General features: G+C 72.1%; 19 protein-coding genes and 1 pseudogene. 17 read left to right on the top strand and 3 right to left on the bottom strand.

Annotated features, from left to right (window positions below):
• Both ACFXB5_RS20045 and ACFXB5_RS20040 read right to left on the bottom strand, forming a co-directional pair.
• Complete coding sequence (locus ACFXB5_RS20045) at positions 1-939, bottom strand: carbohydrate kinase family protein (protein WP_385209561.1); 939 nt, start codon at positions 937-939, stop codon at positions 1-3.
• The gene (locus ACFXB5_RS20040; protein WP_351904564.1) at positions 936-1820 is read right to left on the bottom strand and encodes a BtpA/SgcQ family protein; all 885 of its coding nucleotides are present in this window, start codon (positions 1818-1820) and stop codon (positions 936-938) included. Before ACFXB5_RS20040 ends, ACFXB5_RS20045 begins: the two co-directional genes overlap by 4 nt.
• Positions 1821-1975: 155 nt before the next feature.
• Between ACFXB5_RS20040 and ACFXB5_RS20035 the strand changes: the two genes are divergently transcribed.
• From ACFXB5_RS20035 to ACFXB5_RS19970, 14 genes and pseudogenes are all read left to right on the top strand, one after another.
• Positions 1976-3013 (top strand): LacI family DNA-binding transcriptional regulator, encoded by a 1038-nt coding sequence (locus tag ACFXB5_RS20035; RefSeq protein ID WP_385209558.1) that lies wholly within the window; start codon positions 1976-1978, stop codon positions 3011-3013.
• 32 nt (positions 3014-3045) lie between these two features.
• Complete coding sequence (locus ACFXB5_RS20030) at positions 3046-4152, top strand: M20 family metallopeptidase (protein WP_385209555.1); 1107 nt, start codon at positions 3046-3048, stop codon at positions 4150-4152.
• 253 nt (positions 4153-4405) lie between these two features.
• Positions 4406-5152, top strand: coding sequence for a hypothetical protein (locus tag ACFXB5_RS20025; RefSeq protein WP_385209553.1), 747 nt, complete (start codon positions 4406-4408; stop codon positions 5150-5152).
• A gap of 160 nt (positions 5153-5312) precedes the next feature.
• Complete coding sequence (locus tag ACFXB5_RS20020) at positions 5313-6470, top strand: 4Fe-4S dicluster domain-containing protein (protein ID WP_385209550.1); 1158 nt, start codon at positions 5313-5315, stop codon at positions 6468-6470.
• Positions 6467-6922, top strand: a complete 456-nt coding sequence (locus ACFXB5_RS20015; RefSeq protein WP_385209547.1) for a cyclic nucleotide-binding domain-containing protein — start codon at positions 6467-6469, stop codon at positions 6920-6922. Before ACFXB5_RS20020 ends, ACFXB5_RS20015 begins: the two co-directional genes overlap by 4 nt.
• On the top strand, positions 6919-7731 hold the full coding sequence (locus tag ACFXB5_RS20010) for an FAD/NAD(P)-binding protein (RefSeq protein WP_385209545.1): 813 nt from the start codon (positions 6919-6921) through the stop codon (positions 7729-7731). The genes ACFXB5_RS20015 and ACFXB5_RS20010 overlap by 4 nt, the downstream gene beginning before the upstream one ends.
• Position 7732: 1 nt before the next feature.
• On the top strand, positions 7733-8575 hold the full coding sequence (locus ACFXB5_RS20005) for an oxidoreductase (protein ID WP_201846412.1): 843 nt from the start codon (positions 7733-7735) through the stop codon (positions 8573-8575).
• On the top strand, positions 8572-9927 hold the full coding sequence (locus ACFXB5_RS20000; RefSeq protein ID WP_385209543.1) for a Ni/Fe hydrogenase subunit alpha: 1356 nt from the start codon (positions 8572-8574) through the stop codon (positions 9925-9927). The genes ACFXB5_RS20005 and ACFXB5_RS20000 overlap by 4 nt, the downstream gene beginning before the upstream one ends.
• Positions 9924-10433 (top strand): hydrogenase maturation protease, encoded by a 510-nt coding sequence (locus ACFXB5_RS19995; protein ID WP_385209540.1) that lies wholly within the window; start codon positions 9924-9926, stop codon positions 10431-10433. The genes ACFXB5_RS20000 and ACFXB5_RS19995 overlap by 4 nt, the downstream gene beginning before the upstream one ends.
• Positions 10434-10623: 190 nt before the next feature.
• Complete coding sequence (gene hypF, locus ACFXB5_RS19990) at positions 10624-12939, top strand: carbamoyltransferase HypF (RefSeq protein WP_385209538.1); 2316 nt, start codon at positions 10624-10626, stop codon at positions 12937-12939.
• A gap of 18 nt (positions 12940-12957) precedes the next feature.
• Complete coding sequence (locus ACFXB5_RS19985) at positions 12958-13257, top strand: HypC/HybG/HupF family hydrogenase formation chaperone (protein WP_385209535.1); 300 nt, start codon at positions 12958-12960, stop codon at positions 13255-13257.
• The gene (hypD, locus tag ACFXB5_RS19980) at positions 13254-14375 is read left to right on the top strand and encodes a hydrogenase formation protein HypD (protein WP_385209532.1); all 1122 of its coding nucleotides are present in this window, start codon (positions 13254-13256) and stop codon (positions 14373-14375) included. The genes ACFXB5_RS19985 and hypD overlap by 4 nt, the downstream gene beginning before the upstream one ends.
• 34 nt (positions 14376-14409) lie before the next feature.
• Positions 14410-15429 carry a hydrogenase expression/formation protein HypE gene (hypE, locus tag ACFXB5_RS19975; protein WP_385209592.1) on the top strand — a complete coding sequence of 340 codons (1020 nt, stop codon included), beginning with the start codon at positions 14410-14412 and terminating at the stop codon, positions 15427-15429.
• 5 nt (positions 15430-15434) lie between these two features.
• Positions 15435-15657, top strand: a pseudogene (locus tag ACFXB5_RS19970) (HPP family protein); the annotation flags it as partial.
• A gap of 97 nt (positions 15658-15754) precedes the next feature.
• Here ACFXB5_RS19970 and ACFXB5_RS19965 read toward each other — a convergent pair.
• The gene (locus ACFXB5_RS19965) at positions 15755-17008 is read right to left on the bottom strand and encodes an Acg family FMN-binding oxidoreductase (RefSeq protein ID WP_385209529.1); all 1254 of its coding nucleotides are present in this window, start codon (positions 17006-17008) and stop codon (positions 15755-15757) included.
• 271 nt (positions 17009-17279) lie between these two features.
• Between ACFXB5_RS19965 and ACFXB5_RS19960 the strand changes: the two genes are divergently transcribed.
• The 3 genes from ACFXB5_RS19960 to ACFXB5_RS19950 are packed head-to-tail and all read left to right on the top strand — an operon-like array spanning position 17280 to position 21572.
• Positions 17280-17996: a universal stress protein gene (locus tag ACFXB5_RS19960; RefSeq protein WP_385209526.1), complete on the top strand. Its 717-nt coding sequence runs from the start codon at positions 17280-17282 to the stop codon at positions 17994-17996.
• Positions 17965-18846, top strand: coding sequence for a polyphosphate kinase 2 (gene ppk2, locus ACFXB5_RS19955; protein ID WP_385209523.1), 882 nt, complete (start codon positions 17965-17967; stop codon positions 18844-18846). The genes ACFXB5_RS19960 and ppk2 overlap by 32 nt, the downstream gene beginning before the upstream one ends.
• Positions 18843-21572: a GNAT family N-acetyltransferase gene (locus tag ACFXB5_RS19950; protein WP_385209520.1), complete on the top strand. Its 2730-nt coding sequence runs from the start codon at positions 18843-18845 to the stop codon at positions 21570-21572. Before ppk2 ends, ACFXB5_RS19950 begins: the two co-directional genes overlap by 4 nt.
• The last annotated feature ends 20 nt before the right edge of the window (positions 21573-21592 follow it).

The raw sequence follows: 21592 nt of genomic DNA, 5'->3' as shown, positions 1-21592 counted from the left end.
CTACTGGGTGCGGGTCGGCTCCGGGGGTCCGGGGGTGGGATGGGCCGCGAGCCAGGCGTCGATGGCCCGCCGGTCGGGCAGCCCGTCACGGGCGCCGGGCCGGGTACAGGACAGACCGGCGGCGACGGCGGCGAAGCGCGCCGCCTCCAGCGGGGACCGGCCCCGGTCCAGTTCGGCGCAGTACGCGCCGGTGAAGCAGTCTCCGGCCCCGGTGGCGTCGACCGTGTCGACCTCGATCGCCGGACCGTCGTGGCGTTCACCGGCCGGGGTCAGCAGGGTCCAGCCGCGCGAACCGTCGGTCACGACCAGATGGACGTCATGGTCGGCGGCGGCCCGGACCAGGGCCGGTTCTCCGCCCAGCAGCGCGACGGCCAGCGGGCGGCCGACGACGGCGTGATCGGCCGCGGACAGCGCGGTGCGCATCGTCTCCGCCCGGTCGCAGCCGTCGAGGTCCACCACCAGGCCCGGTCCGGGCGTCCCGGGCGGGGCGTCGGCGGTGGCCTCGGCCAGCGCGGCGGCGGCCCCGGGGAAGCGGTAGCCGTCGAGGCAGAGCCAGTCCGCCCCGGCCTCGCGCGCGGCCCGTGCCGTACGGGTGATGTGCCGGGCGTCCAGCTCGTCGTCCTGGCTGATGACGGCGCGTTCGCCGTCCGGGGTGAGCAGTACGACGGCGGTGGTGAGGGTGCCGGTGCGGGCGGTCCAGTCGGTGCGGACCCCGTCGGCGGCGAGCGCGGCGAGGAACGCCGTGCTCCGCGGCTCCGGTCCGACCACACCGGCGAACCACGCGTCGGCCCCCGCCCGGGCCGCGGCCGCCGAGGCGTTGGCGGCCATCCCGCCGTGGCCGTGGCGGATGGCGGTCGCCTGCACGCGGTCACCGGGAGCGGGCAGCGCCGGCACACCGACGGTCAGGTCGATGTTGGCGTACCCACAGAAGACGATCACGGGAGCACCACTCCGGCCTTGGCCGCCGCGGTGGTCAGCTCGCGGACCTTGGCCCGGTCGACCCGGCCCCACCAGCGGCCGTTGTCCTTCACCGAGGACGCGACGATCACCCCGTCGCAGGCGGGCAGCAGACCGCCGATGTTGCCCGCGGTGATACCGGAGCCGATCACCACCGGCAGGGTGGTGTGGGCGGAGATGCCCTCGACCTCCTCCAGCGAGGCGGCGTCCCCGGTCCGGGAGCCGGTGGCGATCAGCACATCGGCGCCGAAGAACTCGGCGTCCTCAGTCTGTTCGGCCAGTGTGCGGTCGGCGACGATGGCGTGCGAACCGTGCTTGACGTGCACATCGGCGAAGACCTTGACCGGGCCGGCGCCGATCCGGCTGCGATAGCGGCTGGCGTGTGCCGACTGGCCCTCGATGATGCCTTCGTTGGCGACATAGGCATTGGCCCACTGGTTGACCCGTACGAATCCGCCGCCGCCGGACCAGGCGGAGGCGATGGAGCACTCGGCGGCGTTGGACAGCACGCTGACCCCGAGCCTGCCGCCGGCCCCCTCCAGCACGGCGTGCCGCACCCGGTCGGTCACCACGGCCATCGCCGCGGATGTCTCATAACCGTGTTCGCCCGGCTTGAGGAACGGGATGTCCCAGTGGTTCTCCACGATCAGCCCGTGGCAGCCGCCCTCCAGATAGGCCCGCGCCTCCTCGACCGCGAAGGCGCAGATCTCGTCCAGCGGGGCGCCCTCGTAATGCGGGCTGCCCGGCAGCGGCGGCAGGTGCACCACGCCGATGACGACCTTCGGGGTGCCGAACAGCTCCTTGATCGCGTTCGGCCGGGGAGGGAACACCCCAAGGCCGCTCGTGCTCCCGGATGTCGTCATCGCGCCACCTCAATGCAATCGATTACAGCTGAGTTGCGGAGGACCGTAGGCAGGGGTCAGGTGCCGTGTCAAGGCTCTATGCTGATTCAACGCGTCAGGTCACATCGGTGTTGGAGCCATGTGGCCGCCAGGTTTCCCGGCAGGAAGGTAATCGATTGCAACGGGTCACGATCGCTCAGGTCGCCGAGCGGGCCGGTGTCTCCACCGCCACCGTGTCGCGGGTGCTCTCCCGCCGGGGCCAGGTCTCGGCCGCGGTCGAGCGCAAGGTCCGCCGCGCCGCCGACGACCTGGGCTACCAGGTCAATGTCATCGCCAGGGCGCTGCGCAACAGTCGTACCGACACCGTGGGGATGGTCGTGCCCAGCATCACCAACCCGTTCTTCACCTCGCTGGTGGAGAGCGTGGAACACGCCCTGGGGAAGGAGGGCAAGGAGCTGTTCCTGTGCGACGCGCGCTCCGACCCGCGGATCGAGGCGCGCCGGCTGGCCTCGCTCGCCGCGCGCAACGTCGACGGCATCATCGTCAGCCCGAGCCACGGCGTCGACAGCCGGCCCGCCGTGCAGCAGACCGCGGACCGGCTGCCGCTCGTCCAGCTCGACCGATTCGTCGACGGCACCACCACCGACTGGGTCGGCGTCGACGACGTCGCCGCGATGCGGCAGGTCATGGACCACCTCCACGACGGCGGGACGCGATCGGCGGCCTTCATCGGCTCGCTGATGACCCACTCCTCCACGGAGCAGCGGTTCGCCGGGTTCCGGCGGCGCGCCGAGGAGCTGAACATCGAGGTGAAGCCGGACCAGGTGCTGCTCGGGGACTACAGCGTGGAGTGGGGCGAGGCAGCCGTGGCCCGGCTGATCGCGGAGGGCGGCCTCCCCGACGCGCTCGTATGCGCCGATGACCTGATCGCGCTCGGGGCCACCCGCGCCTGCCGGGCCCACGGTTTCGCGGTGCCCCAGCAGGTGCAGGTGACCGGCTACGACGACATCGAGTTCTCCCGGCTGGCCGAACCGGCCCTGACCACGGTCCATCAGCCCCGCGACCGGATCGCCGCGGAGGCGGTACGGCTGCTGGCCGCGGCCAGCCTGGCCAAGGACGCCGAGCGCGGTCCGCACGCGCGTATCTCACTCGTGCCGACCCTGGTGGTGCGCGACAGCACCCGGGCCGCCCAAGCGCCCCAGGACCGCATATGACGGCGACTCACCACAACCCCAGGAGGACCCCGATGGACGACGCGGACACCTGGCGCGGTGCGACGGACCTCGCGCGGCGGCTGGTGCGGATCGACACCCGGGGCGGCCGGGAGGCACCGGCCGCCGCACTGGTGGCGGACCGGTTGGACGGCGCGGGGTTCGACGTCCGGGTCGAGGAGCCCATACCCGGCCGGGCCAACGTCGTCGCCCGGTTCGGGCCCGCGGTACCACGGGTGCCGGTCACCTTCACCGGACACCTGGACACCGTGCCCGCCGACCCGTCGGGCTGGTCGTTCGACCCGATGAGCGGGGAGCTGCGCGACGGCCGGCTGCTCGGCCGCGGCAGCAGCGATATGAAAGCGGGCGTGGCCTGCCAGGTCGAGGCGGCGATCCGGGCCGCCCGGGAAAGCCGGCGGGACACCGCCGTACAGCTGATCTTCACCTTCGGCGAGGAGACCGGCTGCCATGGGGCCGAGGAGATCGACGCGGCGTCACTCACCCCCACCGACCTGCTCATCGTGGCCGAGCCGACCGGCAACCGGACCGTCCTCGGCCACAAGGGCGTGCTGTGGCTCGCCGCGACGGCCCGTGGGGTCTCCGCGCACGGTTCCCGCCCGGAGCTGGGCCGCAACGCGATCGCCGCGCTCGCCGCAGCGGCGAGCAGCATCCACGGGCACCGTGACTGGCCGGTGAGCCCGACCCACGGCCCGGCCACGGTCAACATCGGCACGTTCCACGCGGGCGAGCAGCCCAACCTGGTGCCGGACCGCGCCGAGATGCGGCTGGACGTGCGCACCGTTCCCGGCTTCGGACGGGACGAGGCGATCGCGGAGATCGCCCGGCTCTGCGGCGACGGCATCGCCCTCGAACCGCTGCTGGACCTGCCCGGCGTCGCCACCGACCCGTCGGCCGCCGCCACCGCGCGGGAAATCCTGGCCCCCGGCTCCTCGGCCCGCCCGGCCGAGTACGCGACCTACTTCACCGACGCCTCGGTGCTGACCGGCCGGCTCGGCGATCCGGCGGTGGTGGTGTACGGACCGGGCGACCCGGATCAGGCCCATGTCACCGATGAATCCTGCTCGCTGGCCGCCATGACCGAGTCCGCGGAGGCGATGCACCGGCTGCTGCGGCGCTGGTAGCCCGACGAGCGCGGTGCCGTACCGGGCCCGGGTCCCCAGACCGCCTCCACGGGTGCCGTGTGCTACCACGACTCCCGCTCGGCGCCGCCCGACAACGGACGGCCCGCGGCTGGCCTCGTCGCCGACCGGATCGACGTCCTCTTCCCTACCCCCAAGGGCTCCAGCAAGGCCCAACATGTGGCACCCCTGAACGGAAGGAAAGGCTCAGAACCCCTAACGGAATGACTCCAGGCGTCTTTACTAGGCTCCCGCCATGACGCTCGGGTACTGGGAACGGCACAGCTTCGACGACCTTGCGGTGACGGCCGAGCGGGACGAACTGCTCAAGCCGGCGGACCAGAACCCGGACCCGTGCGCCGCCTTCCTCAACCTGCTGCGTTCTGGGCGGCGGGACGCGGTGTGCGCGGCGCTGGAGTACTTCCACTATGAGGACCGGCAAGCCCGATGGGGCTTTGGCAACCCACTGGACGAGTACGCCGCGGAGGTTCTGGACCGCGCCCGGTGGGTGCTGCGCGGGACGCCGCTGCCGGAAGTGCGAGGGCAGGACCGGGCCAGCGCGCTGTGGGCGATCCAGAACCACGCCGAGGCTGCGGACGCTCCACTGATCACCGCCGCGCTGCGCGCCGTGAACGGCGACGTCGTCGACGATGGCGCCGTGTCCGCAGCCGGGCAGTGCCTCTACGCCTGCGATGTCCCTGAGGACCGAGAACTTGTCGCCCAGCTCGGCGCGATGGCCCTGGACGAGGACCGCCCACTGCGAGTCCGCGTGGCGTGCGCAAGGGCGCTGGCCTCGGCGGAGTCCGACCAGGCCGCCGAACTCGCGGTACGGCTGACCGACCTCCCGGAACTCGAGCTCCAGATGGCCTGCGCCGTTGTCCTCACCGCCCACCTCGACACGCATCGCCCCCTCCTCGAACGCCTGGTGGCCGCCTGGCCCCCCAACGCCCCCCAGGCGGACGACATCCGCGATGCCTTGGAGGAGGACCAGGACGACGCGTGACGTGCTCCGGGCGGCGGTGAGGTGTCGTCGATACGCCCACACGGTGGTGGCGCCCCGCGCATTTGGCCGATCACGGCCGTGTCGGGGCCGGAATTCCCGCACTCAGGGCGGGATGTGTGCACACATGGGCCTTGTTGTTCGGCGATGACCGAGGTGGACTGTGGTGAGTGCGTCGACGCTTCCTTCGGCCGAGGGAGCCGTGATCGGCACGGACGGATTGGCCGCTCTGGTCGATGTGTTGCGGGCGCGCGGGTACACGGTGATCGGCCCCACGGTCCGGGACCGTGCCATCGTGCTGGAAGAGCTGGAATCCGCTGCTCAGCTGCCGTACGGATGGGGTGTGGACCTCGAAGCCGGGCAGTACCGGCTGCGGTCGCGTACGGATGGCGCGGCCTTCGCCAACGCGGCCGGTCCGCAGTCGTGGAAGACGTTTCTGCACCCCGCCCGGGTCCGTCAGTGGACGGCCGAACGCGCGGGCGGAGAGCTGGTCATCGAGGCGGACGACACCACTCCTCCTCGCTTCGCCTTCCTCGGCGTCCGCTCCTGCGATCTGCGGGCCATCGCCGTCCAGGACCGGATTCTCACCGCCGGGCCGCACTCCGACCCGGTCTATCGGGGCAGGAGGTCCGGGGCGTTTCTGGTGGCGGTCGAGTGCACCGAGCCCGGGGGCACCTGCTTCTGCGTCTCGATGGGCACCGGTCCCGCCGCCGGGCCCGGGTACGACCTGGTGCTGACCGAACTGGTCGACGACGAGGGACACCGGTTCTGGATCCGCGCCGGCAGCCCGGAGGGGGCCGAGATCCTGGCGGAGCTGCCCGGCGAACCGGCCCCGGAGGCCGTCTGCCGGGCCGCCGCTGGCGCCGTCGCGTCCGCCGCAGAGCGGATGGGCCGCACGATGCCGGACACCGATATGCGGCGGCTGATGGCGGAAACGCTGGAGGCACCCCGCTGGGACGACGTCGCCTCCCGGTGCCTGACCTGCGGCAACTGCACCATGGTGTGCCCCACCTGCTTCTGTACCACCACCGAGGACGTCACCGACCTGACCGGGGACCACGCGGAGCGCTGGCGGGTCTGGGACGTCTGCTTCGACCTGGACTTCTCCTATCTGCCGGGCGGTCCCGTACGCGCCTCGCCGCGCAGCCGCTACCGGCAGTGGCTCACCCACAAACTGGGCACCTGGTACGACCAGTTCGGGTCGTCGGGGTGTGTGGGATGCGGTCGGTGCATCGTCTGGTGTCCGGTCGCCATCGACATCACCGAGGAGGCCGCGGCCCTGCACGACTGGACTCGGCGTACGGAGGACGAGCCACGATGACCGGGTGGCCCCTGTTGCTGGACACCCTTCCGCAGGTCCAGCGCGACCGGCTGTTCACGCTCGCCGACGAGCGGGACTTCCGGGCCGGCAGCACCCTGTTCGACGAGGGCGGTGTCGCCGACCGGTTCTGGCTGATCCGTTCCGGCGAGGTCGCCCTGGATGTGTACGTTCCCGGCCGTCGGGCCCAGGTGGTGGAAACCCTCGGGCCGCGGCAGCAGCTCGGATGGTCATGGATCTTCCCGCCGTATCGCTGGCATCTGGGCGCCCGGGCCCTGGGCCCCGTGCGGACCTGGGAATTTCCCGCAGCTGAGGTGCGTGAGCTGTGCATGGCCGATACGGAGCTCGGGTACGAGCTGATGCTGCGGTGCGCGGCACTGATCGCCGACCGGCTCCAGGCCACCCGGTTGCGGTTGCTCGACCTGTACACGCCGCACGGAAGCGTCCCGCCGTGACCACCGTGCCCCTGCCGTACCGGGTGACCGCCGTTTCGGCGGAGACCGCGGACTGTGTGTCGCTGGAGGTCGCACCGGTGGGGCGGGCGCTGCCGGAGTTCTCGCCGGGCCGGTTCGCCATGGTGTACGCCTTCGGTGTCGGTGAGGTGCCGATCTCGGTCAGCGTGATTGGTGACGGTCACCGTCTGGTGCACACCGTGCGCGCCATCGGCGCGGTCACCGGTGCGCTGTGCCGGCTCAGGGCGGGGGACGCGATCGGCCTGCGGGGCCCCTATGGCACAGGCTGGGATCTCGGCGCGGCAGCCGGGTTGGACGTCCTGGTGATCGCCGGTGGCATCGGGCTCGCCCCGCTGCGCCCGGTGGTGCGTCATGTGCTCGACCACCCCGGGCACTACGGCCGCCTTCATGTGCTGATCGGGGCCCGCACCCCTGAGGATCTTCTCTATGGGGAGGAACTGGAGCACTGGCGGCGTGCCTCGGCCCAGGTGGAGGTGACCGTCGACCGGCCCGGCCCAGGCTGGCGTGGCAGCGTGGGCGTGGTCACCGCCCTGCTGGACCGGGTCGGCTGGCGCCCCGATCGGACCGCCGCGCTGCTCTGCGGCCCCGAGGTGATGATCCGGCACACCGCCGGGGCGCTGCTCGCCCGCGGGTTGCCCGCGCGCCGGGCCCAGGTGTCACTGGAACGGAACATGCGCTGCGGCACCGGCCACTGCGGTCACTGCCAGCTCGGGCCGCTGCTGCTGTGCCGGGACGGTCCGGTGGTCGGCTGTGACCGCGCCCGGCCCCTGCTCGCCGTCAGGGAGCTGTGACATGGAACCCGACCGCCGCCCCTCCCTCGCCGTGTGGAAGTTCGCCTCGTGCGACGGCTGCCAGCTGACCCTGCTCGACTGCGAGGACGAACTGCTCCCGCTCACCGACCGGGTGCGCATCACGCACTTCCTCGAGATGTCCAGTGCGGAGGACTCCCGGGAGCCCGCCACCCTCGCGGGTTCCGGACCGTACGACCTCTCCCTGGTGGACGGGTCCATCACCACCGACGAGGACGTCCGGCGTGTCCACCACATCCGGCGGATCTCCCGTCGACTGGTCACCATCGGGGCCTGCGCCACCGCGGGCGGCATTCAGGCCTTGCGCAACTTCGCGGACGTCGAGGAATTCCGCGCCGCGGTCTACGCCAGTCCTGAGTACATCGCGACCCTGGACACCTCCACCCCCATCTCGGCGCATGTACCGGTCGACTTCGAGTTGCGCGGCTGCCCGATCGACCGCGGCCAGCTACTGGAAGTGATCACGGCCTTTCTGGCCGAGCGAAAGCCGAACATCTCCAGCCACAGCGTCTGCTTCCAGTGCAAGCGGCGCGGCACGACCTGTATCACCGTCGCCCAGGGCATCCCGTGCCTGGGGCCAGTCACCCATGCGGGGTGCGGTGCGCTCTGTCCCGCCTACGGGCGTGGGTGCTACGGCTGCTTCGGGCCGATGGCTCACCCCAACCTGGAGGCCATGGTGCGAGAGCTGCGGCACGACGGTATGACCGAGCGGGACATCGTGCGCGTCTTCCGCACCTTCAACGCCGCCTCGCCCGAATACGGCCCCGTACCCGAGCTCGCGGCCCGGGAGGCCCACGAGCCCCCGGCGGAGGAAGAGCCTCGATGAGCCACCGCGGATCCCGTGTGCTGCGTCTGGACGCACTCGCCCGAGTGGAGGGGGAAGCGGCACTCCACCTGGCCGTGCGCGCCGGGACGGTCGCCGAGCTGCGACTGCGGATCTACGAGCCGCCGCGCTTCTTCGAGGCTTTCCTCATCGGCCGCGGCCATGGCGAGCCACCCGACATCACCTCACGGATCTGCGGAATCTGCCCGGTGGCGTACCACACGACCGCATGTCAGGCCATCGAGAGTGCCTGCGGGGTGACGGTCGACGGACCGCTCGCGCAACTGCGGCGGCTGCTCTACTACGGCGAATGGATCGAGAGCCAGTCCCTGCACATCCACCTGCTGCACGCCCCCGACTTCCTCGGCCATCCCAGCGCGGTCGAGCTCGCCCGAGAGCATCGCGCGGCGGTGGAACGCGGCCTGCGGATCAAACAAGCGGGCAACGCCGTCATGGAGCAACTCGGTGGCCGCGCCATCCACCCGATCAACGTCCGCGTCGGCGGCTTCTACCGCGTACCCGCCCCGGCCGAACTCGCCCCGCTGGCCGAGCGGCTGCGCCGGGCCCATGACGACGCGCTGGAGACCGTGCGCTGGGTGGCCGGCTTCGACTTCCCCGACGCCACGTACGACGGCCCGCTGCTGGCGATGCGCGACCCCGGCCGGTACGCCATCGACTCCGGAACTCCGGCCGTCATGGCCGCGGGGGCGGGCTCGGACGGCCCTGCCCCCGTACGAACTCTTCCGGTGGAGGAGTTCGAGCGCCATGTGGTGGAACGGCAGGTCCGCCACTCGACCGCCCTGGTGTCGGAGCTGGACGGTCACCACTACCTGACCGGTTCGCTGGCCCGGTACGCGGTCAGCGGGCGGTGGCTCCACCCCTCGGCCCTCGACGCCGCGCGGGGGGCGGGGCTGGGCGATCCGGCCACCGGCGCGGTGTGCCGCAATCCGTTCCGGAGCATCATCGTCCGCGCCGTCGAGGTGGCCCACGCCGTGGCCGAGGCGCTGCGGATCATCGACGCCTACGAGCCGCCCTCCCGGCCGTACGTCGCGGTGCCACCGCGCCTGGCGACCGGTTGCGCGGCCACCGAGGCGCCGCGCGGGCTGCTCTACCACCGCTACGCCATGGACGCCGACGGCACCATCACCCTCGCCCGTATCGTGCCGCCCACCGCGCAGAACCAGGCCGCCATCGAGTACGACCTCCGTCGCCAGGTGCAGTCCCGCCTGGACGGGCCGGGTGAGCCGCCCGGCGACGAGGAGCTGACCGCACTGTGCGAGCGGGGCGTCCGCAACCACGACCCGTGCATCTCCTGCTCCGCGCACTTTCTGGACCTGACGGTGGAGCGTGGATGACGGGCCGGGTCGTGGTCATCGGCGTGGGCAATCCGTTCCGCCGGGACGATGGAGCGGGCCCGGCCGTCATCGAGGCCCTGCGTGGCCGAGTGCCCGAGGGCACGGTGCTGACCGACAGCGACGGCGAGCCCGGGAGGATGCTCGGCCTCTGGCACCGTCAGGACGCCGTTGTCGTGGTCGAAGTGGTGCACGCCCACCCCGGGCAGCCGGGGCGACTGCACACCCTGACGGCGGAGCGGGCCGCGCGATGCGCCGCGCGCTCCGCCAGTACCCACGCCCTCGGGCTCGGTGAGACCTTCGCCCTGGCCGCGGCGCTCGACCGGATGCCCGAGGAGCTCACGGTGCACGCGGTGGAAGGGGAGGACTTCGGCCTCGGCCGCGGGCTCAGCACCGCGGTGGCCGACGCGCTCCCCGAGTTGATCCGTCACGTGGCCGAGGCCATCGACGAGGCGCACCACCGGCTTCGGCACGCGAGCGCCCTGACCGACGGCCGGGGAAGGGCATAGTCCGCCTGGCGTGGCAACGTGGTGCGCCACCTGGGCCGTTCGGGGCACGTCGGGCCGCCGCGCGGGTGTGTTCTCCCACCGTGGCCGCACCCGTACCTAACATGACGAACGCCCTAGTCGGACGGCCTTCGTACCACGGCCGGAACCTCGTGCGGGCTCATGACCACTCCGGGACGGAAGTGCCGTGTCCATGGAACAGCCATTGGTGTCCGGCACAGCCGCGGCGGAGCCGGACACCAACGGCTCGCAACGGCCGGTCCGCCGCCTGGTGGCGGTCGGTGGAGTGGTACAGGGAGTCGGCTTCCGGCCCTTCGTCCATGCCTTGGCCATCGAACTGGACCTGTCCGGGCAGGTGGCCAACGGACCAGCCGGGGTGCGGATCGAGATCGAGGGCGGCACCGACGCGGTGGCCGCCTTCTGCCACCGGCTGACGGTGGACGCACCCCCGCTGGCGGACATCGTCTCGGTGGCCACCTCCGAGCTGTGCCCGACCGGTGGCACCGGTTTCGCGATCGTGCCCTCCACGACAGGCCACGGCCGCACCCTGGTCCCGCCCGACGCCGCCACCTGCGACGCCTGCCTCACCGAGCTGACCGATCCGGCCAACCGCCGCCACCGGCACCCGTTCATCACCTGCACCGACTGCGGTCCACGCTTCACCATCACCACCACCATGCCCTACGACCGGTCCACGACCACCATGGCGGCGTTCCCCATGTGCCCGGAGTGCGCGGCGGAGTACACGGACCCGTCCGGCCGGCGGTTCCACGCCCAGCCCATCGCCTGCTGGGCCTGCGGGCCACGTCTGAGGCTCACCGGCGCCGTACGACGGGAAGACGGGGCCGCGTTGGCCGAGGCCCGGCGGATGCTGGCGGCCGGGGCGATCCTGGCGATCAAGGGCCTCGGCGGCTATCACCTGGTCTGCGACGCCACCGACCCCAGGGCCGTGGGCGAACTGCGACGCCGCAAGGCCCGTGGCGACAAGCCGTTCGCCGTGATGACCCCCGACCCCGACACCGCCGCCCGGCTCGGCTACCTCGGCCCGGCGGAGTGCCGCCTCCTGGTGGGGCGGTCCCGACCCATCGTGCTGTTGCGCCGCCGGTCCCCGACTCCGCTCGCGCCACAGGTGTGTCCGGGGAGCCCGGACATCGGGGTGCTGCTGCCCTACACCCCGTTGCACCGGCTCCTGTTCGGCCTCCCGGACGACCCACCCAGTCCCGGCGTCCTGGTGGTGACCAGCGGAAACCTCTCCGGCGAGCCGCTGGTGACCGACGACCGGGAGGCGATGCTCCGCCTGGACCGGCTGGCCGACGCCTGGCTCTGGCACGACCGGCCCATCGTGGTGGCCTGTGATGACTCGGTGATCCGGGCCCGTGCGGACGGTTCGCCACTGCCGATCCGCCGCTCGCGCGGCTTCACCTCGGCGTGCGTTCGTCTTCCGGTGGCCGTCCGTCCGGTCCTCGCGGTCGGCGGGGACCTGAAGAACACCCTGTGCCTGGCGGAGGGCGACGCCGCCTGGCTGTCCGCCCACATCGGGGACTTGGACAGCCTGGCCGCCCAGCACGCTTTCGAGCGTGCCGAGAGCCATCTGCGGGCGCTCACCCGAGTCGAACCGGTCCGTATCGCCGCCGACCGCCACCCCGGCTACCGGTCCGCGCGATGGGCCCGGCGGGACGGTCGGCCGCTGACCCAGGTGCAGCACCACCACGCCCACATCGCTTCCGCGATGGCGGAGCACGGACTGGATGAACCGGTGCTCGGTGTCGCCTTCGACGGCACCGGCTACGGCGACGACGGCGCCGTATGGGGCGGCGAGGTGCTGCTGGCCGACTACGCGGGTTACCGCCGCCTGGCGCATCTGGCGTACGTACCCCTGCCGGGCGGTGACGCGGCGGTGCGCCATCCGTATCGGATGGCACTGGCCCATCTGCGCGCGGCCCGCCTCGCCTGGTCGCCCGACCTGCCGTGCACCGCCGCCTGCCCACCGGATGAACTTCGCCTGCTGCAGGTCCAGTTGGCACGTGGCATCGGGTGTGTGCCGACATCCAGCATAGGACGGTTGTTCGACGCCGTGTCCTCGCTGGTGGGCGTCTGTCACCGGGCGGGGTACGAGGCTCAGGCCGCCGTGGAGCTGGAGGCCGCGGCCGTGACCGCCGACGAGGTGCGGGACGGCTATGCCTTCGCGCTCGAGGATCCCGCCCCGATGTTGGCGGCGATCGTGGCCGATCTCCGCGCGGGTGCGGGGGTCCCGCTGATCGCCGCCCGCTTCCATCTGGCGGTCGCCGGTGCGGTCCGCACGGCCTGCCGGAGGGCACATCGGAGCACGGGCGTGCGGACGGTCGTCCTCACCGGCGGGGTGTTCGCCAACGCCCTCCTGGACGGGATGTGCACCGCCGGGCTGGCCGAGGACGGATTCACCGTTCTCGCGCACACGGTGGTGCCGCCCGGCGACGGCGGCCTGGCCCTGGGGCAGGCGGTCGTCGCCGCCCGTGTCGCCGACACCTGAGCAATCGAGGAGGAGCACATGTGCCTGGCGGTACCCGGCCGCGTGGTCGGCATCGAGGAACGGGACGGTACGCCGATGGCGCGGGTCGACTTCGGCGGGGTGGTCAAGGACGTCTGCCTCGCCTATCTGCCGGAGATCGAGGTCGGTGAGTACGCGATCGTTCACGTCGGCTTCGCGATCCAGCGGCTCGACGAGGAGTCCGCCCTGGCCACCCTTCGGCTCTTCGAGCGGATCGGTGCGCTGGACGAAGAGTTCGGCGATGCCTGGGCCCGTGCGGCGGCCGAGGCGGAAAGGGTATCCGAGGAGGAGAACCGGTGAAGTACATCGACGAATTCCAGGACCCCGGCCTGGCCCGACGGCTCCTGGACGACATCGCCCGGACGGTCACCCGGCCATGGGCGATGATGGAGGTCTGCGGCGGTCAGACCCACTCGATCATCCGGCACGGCATCGACCAACTGCTGCCCGAGAAACTTGAGTTGATCCACGGGCCGGGCTGTCCGGTCTGTGTCACTCCGCTGGAGATGATCGACAAGGCGCTGGAGATCGCGTCCCGACCGGGCGTGGTCTTCTGCTCGTTCGGCGACATGCTCCGGGTGCCGGGAAGCGACCGCGATCTGTTCCGCGTCAAGAGCGACGGCGGTGACGTCCGAGTCGTCTACTCACCCATGGACGCGCTGCGAATCGCCCAGCGCGCCCCGGACCAGGAGGTGGTGTTCTTCGGCGTCGGCTTCGAGACCACCGCGCCCGCCATCGCCATGGCGGCCCACCAGGCCAAACGGCTCGAGGTTCGGAACTTCAGCCTGCTGGTCTCACACGTCCGGGTGCCACCGGCCATCGAGGCGATCATGCGATCGCCGGACTGCCGCGTCCAGGCGTTCCTCGCCGCCGGACACGTGTGCAGCGTGATGGGCACCTTGGAGTACCCCGCCCTCGCCGACGCCTACAAGGTGCCCATCGTGGTCACCGGATTCGAGCCGCTGGACATTCTGGAAGGCATTCGCCGGGCGGTCCGCCAACTCGAGCGAGGGGAACACCGTGTCGAGAACGCCTACCCGCGCGCCGTGCGCCCGCAGGGTAACCCGGTCGCCCTGAGTGCGCTGAGAGAGGTGTTCACCACCACCGACCGCGCCTGGCGCGGCATCGGCACCATTCCGGACAGCGGCTGGCGGCTGGCGGACGCCTACCGCGACCACGACGCCGAGCACCGGTTCGAGGTCACCGGCCTGGCCACCGACGAGCCCGCGGTGTGCCGCAGTGGAGAGGTGCTCCAGGGGCTGATCAAGCCCCACGAGTGCGCGGCCTTCGGCACCGCCTGTACTCCGCGCACACCGCTCGGCGCGACCATGGTCTCCAGCGAGGGCGCGTGCGCCGCCTACTACCTGTACCGGCGTCTGGCCACGCCCCGCACGGAGGAGACGGCTTCCGTTGACTGACAGCACCACGAGCACCACCGGCTGGTCCTGTCCGATGCCGCTGCGCGACCACCCGGTGGTGGTGATGGGCCACGGTGGTGGCGGAGCGCTTTCCGCGGAGCTGACTCGGCACCTGTTCCTCCCGGCCTACGGTGGCGAGACGCTGGGAGGGCTCACCGACTCGGCCGCCGTCACACTCGGCGGTACCCGGCTGGCGTTCTCGACCGACTCCTACGTCGTCCGCCCGCTGTTCTTCCCTGGCGGGAGCATCGGAGATCTGGCGGTCAACGGCACCGTCAATGACCTGGCCATGAGCGGAGCCGTTCCCGCGTACCTGTCCTGCGCGTTCATCCTGGAGGAGGGTACGGAGCTGAGCACCGTCGGCCGGGTCGCCCAGGCGCTCGGGGCGGCCGCCCGAGAGGCGGGCGTCACCGTGGTCACCGGCGACACCAAGGTGGTTGACTCCGGGCATGGCGACGGTGTGTACGTGAACACGGCGGGGATCGGGCTGATCCCCGAGGGGGTGGACATCCGTCCGCAGCGAGCGCGGCCCGGTGACGTGGTGATCGTCAGCGGGCCGATCGGACAGCACGGCATCGCCATCCTCAGCGTCCGCGAAGGGCTGACGTTCGGCACCGAGGTGGTCAGTGACACCGGGCCCCTGGCCGGACTCGTCCGGGCGATGCTCGCCGTCACGCCCGAGATCCATGTCCTGCGCGACCCCACGAGAGGCGGCCTGGCCGCCGCTCTCAACGAGATCGCCGCAGCCTCCGACACCGGTGTCGTCCTGGACGAGGGGGCGGTGCCCGTCCCGGAAGCGGTCGCCACCGCCTGTGCCCTCCTCGGCCTGGACCCGATGTACGTGGCCAACGAGGGCCGCCTGGTGGCCTTCGTGCCCAGGGAGCACGCGGAGGCGGTCCTGGACGCGATGCGCGCGCATCCGCTGGGACGTGAGGCGGCCGTGATCGGCGCGTGCGTGGCCGAACACTCCGGCATGGTCGTGGCCCGTACCGGACTGGGCGGAACCCGGATCGTGGATCTGCCGCTCGGCGAGCAACTGCCCCGGATCTGCTGAACAGCGAGGGCGAGGGGCGTGTCATCGGCGTCGTCTCCGAGGCGGATCTGCTGGCCCCCGGCGGTGACCGTGCATCCGGACGGCACGCCGGCCGAGGCGGCCCGGATCATGGCCGTCAGAGGGGTCAAACGGCTTGCCGTGGTCGACGGCGAGGGCAAGCTGCGGGGAATCGTCAGCCGGGGCGATCTGCTGAAGGTCTTCCTCCGTCCGGACCAGGACATCGAGGAGGGGGCCGTGGACGTGGATGCCACTTCTGGGGCGTCGGACGGGACGAGGCAGAGCGCACGCCCTGAGGACGATTCCTCCAGAACGGGCGCGGCCGGAGCTACGGCTCGATGTCCAGCACGTCGCGGGCCGGCCGCCTGGGGGTCCGCGTGCCCGGAGGGCCGTACCCCAGCCGTAGCATCATCTGCACATAGGCCATGCCCGACGTGGGGTCGCGCAGTGGCCACCGCAGATCCTGCCATTCGAGGGCCTGGGTGACGAACGAGGCGGACAGTCCCGCCAGGGTGGCGCGCAACAGCACCCGCTCCACCGCCTGGCCGGTGCGCAGCCAGTCCACCGGGCGGTCGCGCGAGGTGGACAGCAACGCCAGGTGGGGGAAGGTCTCGAAGTCGGCGGTCGGGCGGCCGGGGACGGTCTTGCCGCCCGCGAAGTCACGCATGGGAGCCTTGCCGATCCGGCGGCGGGGCCCGAAGGCGTACTCCGGAACGCCTTCGGTGGCCGGCCGGGTGTCGTCCGTGGCGCGGGTGAAGCGGGCCAGGTCCGCGGCGGCGCCGGCGTCGGTGAGGTTGCGGGCCTCGGCCTCCAGCGCCAGGTCCACGATGGACTGCAGATGCCAGCCGGAGGCGAAGGACAGCGCGACGTGCTCCCGGTGTGCGGCGTCGACGAGGGAGGTCCGTACGGACGCGGGGATCTCGGTCTCGGCGAAGGGAAACCGGCTGGTGTGCCGGGTGTGCACGGCCGGGTACAAGTCGGCCGGATCGGCCTCGTCACCGAGCGGACCGGTCAGGGTCACCGACGCCAGCAGCATGGGGTCGCCGGGGTCGGGCAGCGGCCGGGTCTGCGCCTCCCAGCCCTCGTGGGCCACCGCGACCCGCAGGTTCATCAGGGCGGCGCCACAGCCGATGTGCAGGGCGCGGAGTTCGGGGTCGGTGTGCGGCAGAGCGCCTCGGAGATCGGCCCGCAGATAGAAGACACGCCTCCGCCGGAAGTACTGGAACCGCCAGGGCTGGGCGTTGTGCATCGACGGGGCGGCCGTGGCGTCCTCCACCAGCGCCATGACCACCGCGTCGGAAAGCGAACGAGCGCTGCCGTGTGTAGCGGTGGAGATGCGGTCCCCGGTCGTCTCCCGCCGCCCTTTCGGCCCACGGCCTTCCGGTTCGTGCCCGGTGGGGTGAATGTGTGCGTCCGGGCCGGGGAACACAAGGGTGACTTGGTCGGTGTCCGACCACCGGACGTCGTAGGGAGGTGTCCCGTCGTCATGGTGGAGCCCGACGATCTCACCGTCCCGTTTGGCGGCACCGGTGGTAGGGCTCTCGACAATCAGTTGGTCGCCGACATGGGCGTGCATCGGCATCCCGCCTCTCTGTCTCACTTCCACTGTGTCACCGCGGGTGAGAGGTGTCGTGGGGACGGAGAGCCCTGGATCGATGGGTCGGATGGCCCCGTGGTGGGCCGTGTGGCCGTCAGGGGGAGCCATGAGGCTCATTCGGCGGCGCGGGGGAGCTGGCAGGCTCGGTAACGGAGCCGGGCTCGACGAGGGAGCCAGGCTCTGCGACGGAAACACCGGCTGACCCACCGCGAGTGAGTCTGCGAGAGGAGCGGGAAACTCAGCAGGAGGCACCGCCATGCAACAAGCCGCCATGGAACAAGTGGTCACCGTGAGGCTCGACGGCTCGGCCGAGAACCTGGCCGCCGCGCACTGGGCCGCCGACGAGGCGGAGCGGCGTGAGCTGCCGCCGCGGACAGCTCGTACCGCCCAAGCGCCTGAGATGCGCAAACTCTGGGCTCAGGAGGCCCTGGAGGATGCCAAGGCGCGTCTGCCTGCCGACTGCTCGGGGGTGTCAGCCTCGACTGAACTGGTCTCCGAGACGGCAGTTGAGGCCCCGGTGGCCTGGGGCGCGGCCTCGGAGATGCTGGTGCTCGGCTCACACGGGCGTGGTGCTGTGGGGGGCTTTTTGCTCGGGTCCGTCGGTCTGCATGTACTTGCGTTGTCCAAGAGCCCTGTCGTGATGATGCGGGGGAACGGAGGGGCGCGGACCGGGGTTGGCACCCGCGATGTCGTCGTCGGCATCCAGGATCCGCCGGAGTCGGCCGCGTCGATCGAATTCGCCTTCGCCACCGAGGTTCTGCTGGGGGCGGCCGCGCAGGCCGGGGTGATGGTGGTCGGCCGCCCCACCCACCGGCCCGTCGTGGGCCCGTGCCTCGGCCACGTCGCTCACGCGCTCCTTCACCACGCCGCGTGCCCCGTCGCTGTCGTGCCCCACGCCCCCGTGACGTCACGTGCCTCAGCAGGCCCGGAAGGGAGAACCCATGGCGCGTCGCACGCCGCCGAACGAGAGTGAACCAGTACGACTGCCGCGTGCCCCGTACGAGAAGGAACTGCGCCGTCTGCAGATCGAACTGGTCAAGTTCCAGGACTGGGTGCGGGCCGAGGGACAGCGTGTCGTGGTGGTCTTCGAGGGACGGGACGCGGCTGGGAAGGGCGGCGCGATCACACGGGTCACCGCACGCCTCAACCCGCGTGTCGTCCGCACCGTCGCCCTGCCCGTGCCCACGGACCGCGAACGCACCCAGTGGTACTTCCAGCGCTATGTCGAGCAGCTTCCCGCCGCGGGGGAGATCGTGCTCTTTGACCGCAGCTGGTACAACCGGGCCGGGGTCGAACGCGTCATGGGGTTCTGCACCGAGGGGGAGTACCAGCGCTTCCTCCACCAGTGCCCGGTCTTCGAGCGGATGCTGGTCGAGGACGGGATCCTGCTGCGCAAGTACTGGTTCTCGGTGAGCGACTCCGAGCAGGAACGGCGGTTCCGACAGCGCCTGGACGATCCCACGCGACGCTGGAAGATCTCCGCGATGGACCTGGAGTCCATCACCCGCTGGGAGGCGTACTCCCGGGCCAAGGACGAGATGTTCGCGTGCACCGACATCCCCGAGGTCCCGTGGTACGTCGTCGAGAGCGACGACAAGCGCGCCGCCCGGATCAACATGATCGCTCACCTGCTGTCGACCGTTCCGTACGGCGACGTCCGGCTCCCGGAATTGCGTCTGCCGCCCCGCCCCGAGCCCACCGGCTACCAGCGACCGCCCAGGCACCTGCAGACCTTCGTGCCCGACCACGCGGCCTCGCTCCGGGCACCGGGCCGCGTACCGGCCTCCGACGCGGACACGGCCGACGGAAGGGGATACCGATGACGGACACCACATCCCGCTCCGATACCGTCCACGCCCTGCTCGCCGACGGCTCCACCGTCGAGATACGCCCCGCCCGACCACAGGACCGGGACGAGGTCCTGCGCATGCATCAGGAGATGTCTCCGGAGGCCATGCGGCTGCGGTTCTTCGCCGTCAACCCGCGCTACGCACAGGAGGCGGCGGACCGCGTGTGCGCGCCGGGGCACCGCGGTTACCGTGCGCTCCTCGCGCTGGCGGACGGCCGGGTGGTCGGGGTGGCCGAGTACACCATGCTGCCCACGGCCCCCGGCGAACCGGTGTCCGCCGACATCGCACTGGCCGTCGCCGAGGGCCGCCACGGGCAGGGCATCGGCACACTGCTGCTCGAACACCTGGTCCACGCGGCCCGGGAGGCGGGCATCTCCGGCTTCACCGCCGAAGCACTCGCCGAGAACCATGAGGTCCTGAAGGTCTTCGCCGATCTGGGCCTGCGCACCTCCCGGTGCGCAGGCGGCACCGACGTCCGCTGCACCGTCCACCTGGCGGAGGACGAGCACTACCTGTCGGCGGTGGACCGACGGGGCCGGACCGCTGACGTGGCCAGCCTTCGGCCACTGTTGAGGCCCCGGTCGGTGGCCGTCGCGGGGGCGGGCCGGAGGCCCGGATCGGTCGGCCGGGCCGTGCTGGGAAACCTGCGGTCCGGTGGCTTCACCGGGGCGCTGTACGCGGTCAACCCGCACGCCCGGGTCATCGAGGGGACACCCGCGTTCCCCTCAGTGGCGGCCCTCCCGCTCGTACCGGATCTCGTCATGCTCGCCGTACCGGCGCCCACGGTGCCCGACGTCGCCGGGCAGTGCGGCGCCGCGGGGGTGCGGGCGCTGGCCGTCCTGACAGCGGGGCTCGACACCGGCCAGGCGGAGGCGCTGTTCACCTGCTGCCGACGCCACGGGATGCGGCTGGTGGGCCCCAACTGCCTGGGGATCGCCAATCCGGCCGACGAAGTGCGCCTGAACGCCACGTTCGCCGCGCATCCCCCGCTGCCGGGGTGCGCGGGGGTCGCCGTGCAGTCCGGAGGGGTCGGCATCGCTCTGCTCGAGCGGTTCGGCCGGCTCGGCGTCGGCGTGTCCAGCTTCGTGTCGCTGGGCGACAAGTACGACGTCAGCGGTAACGACCTGCTCCAGTGGTGGGAGGCGGACCCCCGCACCCGGCTCGCCGTGCTCCACCTGGAGTCCTTCGGCAATCCGCGGGCCTTCTCCCGCACCGCGCGCCGAGTGGCTCGCACCATGCCCGTGCTCACCGTGGACGCGGGCCGCTCGGAGGCCGGGCGGCGCGCGGCCGCCTCGCACACCGCCGCCGCGGCCACCCCCACCATGACCCGCGGTGCCCTGTTCACCCAGGCGGGCATCATCGCCACCCGGAGCATCGCCGAACTGGTCGACACCGCGGCCCTGTTGCACGCCCAGCCGCTGCCCGCGGGCATCCGCGTCGCGGTGGTGAGCAACGCGGGGGGCGCCGGTGTGCTCGCCGCCGACGCCTGCGCCGACGCCGGACTCACCGTCCCCGCCCTGGACCCCGGTCTGGCCGGTGAACTGCGGTCAGTCCTGCCGCCCGGAGCCGCCACCGGCAACCCCGTGGACACCACGGCCGCCGTCACCGCCGACCGGATGCGCTCCTGCGTGGAACGGCTGGCGGCACACGGCACCGTGGACGCCGTGCTGGTGGTCCTCGTGCCCACCGCCCTGGCCACCGGAACGCGGGATGACCCGCTGCTGGCCCTCACCGGCGCGCCGGGAGTGCGGTCCCGGCCGGTGGCCGCGGTCCTCCTCGACCAGGAGGCCCCCGTACGGCTGCTCGCGAGCGCCGACGACCACCCTGTCCTGGCCTATTCCGAGCCCCAGTCGGCGGCCCGCGCGCTCGTCCACGCCGCCCGCTACGCGCGCTGGCGCGCCGAACCGCCGGGCAGCGTGCCACCGCTGTCGGGCATGGACCCCGCCGGTGCCACGGCCATCGTGGAGGAGTTCCTCACCCGTCACCCCGACGGGGGATGGCCCGACCCCCGTGCCTGCGCGGCCCTCCTCGACCGCTACCGCATCCCCCAGCTGTCCTGGGCCTGGGCGGAGGACGAGGACACCGCCGTGGCCGCAATACGACACCTGGTGGCGGACAAGCGCGGCCGGGTGGCCGTCAAGGCGTACTGGCCGGGGCTGGTGCACAAGAGCGACCTGGGAGCGCTGCGGCTCGACCTGGAGGGGCCGGACCAGGTGCGCCACGCCTACCGGGACCTGCGGGAGCGCTTCGGGGACCGTATGACCGGTGCGCTCCTCCAGCCCATGGCGCGCCGGGGTGTCGAACTGTTCGCGGGCGTCGCCCAGGACGAGGTGTTCGGCCCCCTGGTGCTTTTCGGCCTCGGCGGCACCGCCACCGAGCTCCTCGCCGACCACGCCGCGAGGCTCGCCCCGCTCACCGACCGCGATGTGCACAGCCTCCTCACCGCTCCGCGCTGCGCCCCGCTGCTCTTCGGCTACCGGGGCGGCCATCCCGTGGACCTGGAGGGACTGGAACAGTTGCTGCTGAGGCTGTCCCGCATGGCCTGCGACCTTCCCCAGCTCGCCGAGACCGACCTCAACCCGGTGGTGGCCCGGCCCGACGGAGTCGTCGCCCTGGACGTCCGGCTGCGCCTCCTGCCACGCCACGCCCACGACCCCTATCTGCGGCGACTGCGCGCCGCCCGGCAGTGGCGGGCCTGAGTACGCCCGTGCCGTGCGCG

This window comes from Streptomyces sp. NPDC059455 (assembly GCF_042750115.1).
In the GTDB taxonomy this organism is placed as follows: domain Bacteria; phylum Actinomycetota; class Actinomycetes; order Streptomycetales; family Streptomycetaceae; genus Streptomyces; species Streptomyces endocoffeicus.
Note: the sequence above shows the minus strand (reverse complement) of the source record. Positions and strands in the feature narration are given on the sequence as shown.

Coding starts and splice junctions, on each gene's coding strand:
- ACFXB5_RS19960 (WP_385209526.1), top strand. CDS start 17,280: ATGCAACAAGCCGCCATGGAACAAGTGGTCACCGTGAGGCTCGACGGC.
- ACFXB5_RS20015 (WP_385209547.1), top strand. CDS start 6,467: ATGACCGGGTGGCCCCTGTTGCTGGACACCCTTCCGCAGGTCCAGCGC.
- ACFXB5_RS19965 (WP_385209529.1), bottom strand. CDS start 17,008: ATGCCGATGCACGCCCATGTCGGCGACCAACTGATTGTCGAGAGCCCT.
- ACFXB5_RS20040 (WP_351904564.1), bottom strand. CDS start 1,820: ATGACGACATCCGGGAGCACGAGCGGCCTTGGGGTGTTCCCTCCCCGG.
- ACFXB5_RS20005 (WP_201846412.1), top strand. CDS start 7,733: ATGGAACCCGACCGCCGCCCCTCCCTCGCCGTGTGGAAGTTCGCCTCG.
- ppk2 (WP_385209523.1), top strand. CDS start 17,965: ATGGCGCGTCGCACGCCGCCGAACGAGAGTGAACCAGTACGACTGCCG.
- ACFXB5_RS20030 (WP_385209555.1), top strand. CDS start 3,046: ATGGACGACGCGGACACCTGGCGCGGTGCGACGGACCTCGCGCGGCGG.
- ACFXB5_RS20000 (WP_385209543.1), top strand. CDS start 8,572: ATGAGCCACCGCGGATCCCGTGTGCTGCGTCTGGACGCACTCGCCCGA.
- ACFXB5_RS19995 (WP_385209540.1), top strand. CDS start 9,924: ATGACGGGCCGGGTCGTGGTCATCGGCGTGGGCAATCCGTTCCGCCGG.
- hypF (WP_385209538.1), top strand. CDS start 10,624: ATGGAACAGCCATTGGTGTCCGGCACAGCCGCGGCGGAGCCGGACACC.
- ACFXB5_RS19985 (WP_385209535.1), top strand. CDS start 12,958: ATGTGCCTGGCGGTACCCGGCCGCGTGGTCGGCATCGAGGAACGGGAC.
- ACFXB5_RS20025 (WP_385209553.1), top strand. CDS start 4,406: ATGACGCTCGGGTACTGGGAACGGCACAGCTTCGACGACCTTGCGGTG.
- hypE (WP_385209592.1), top strand. CDS start 14,410: ATGCCGCTGCGCGACCACCCGGTGGTGGTGATGGGCCACGGTGGTGGC.
- ACFXB5_RS19950 (WP_385209520.1), top strand. CDS start 18,843: ATGACGGACACCACATCCCGCTCCGATACCGTCCACGCCCTGCTCGCC.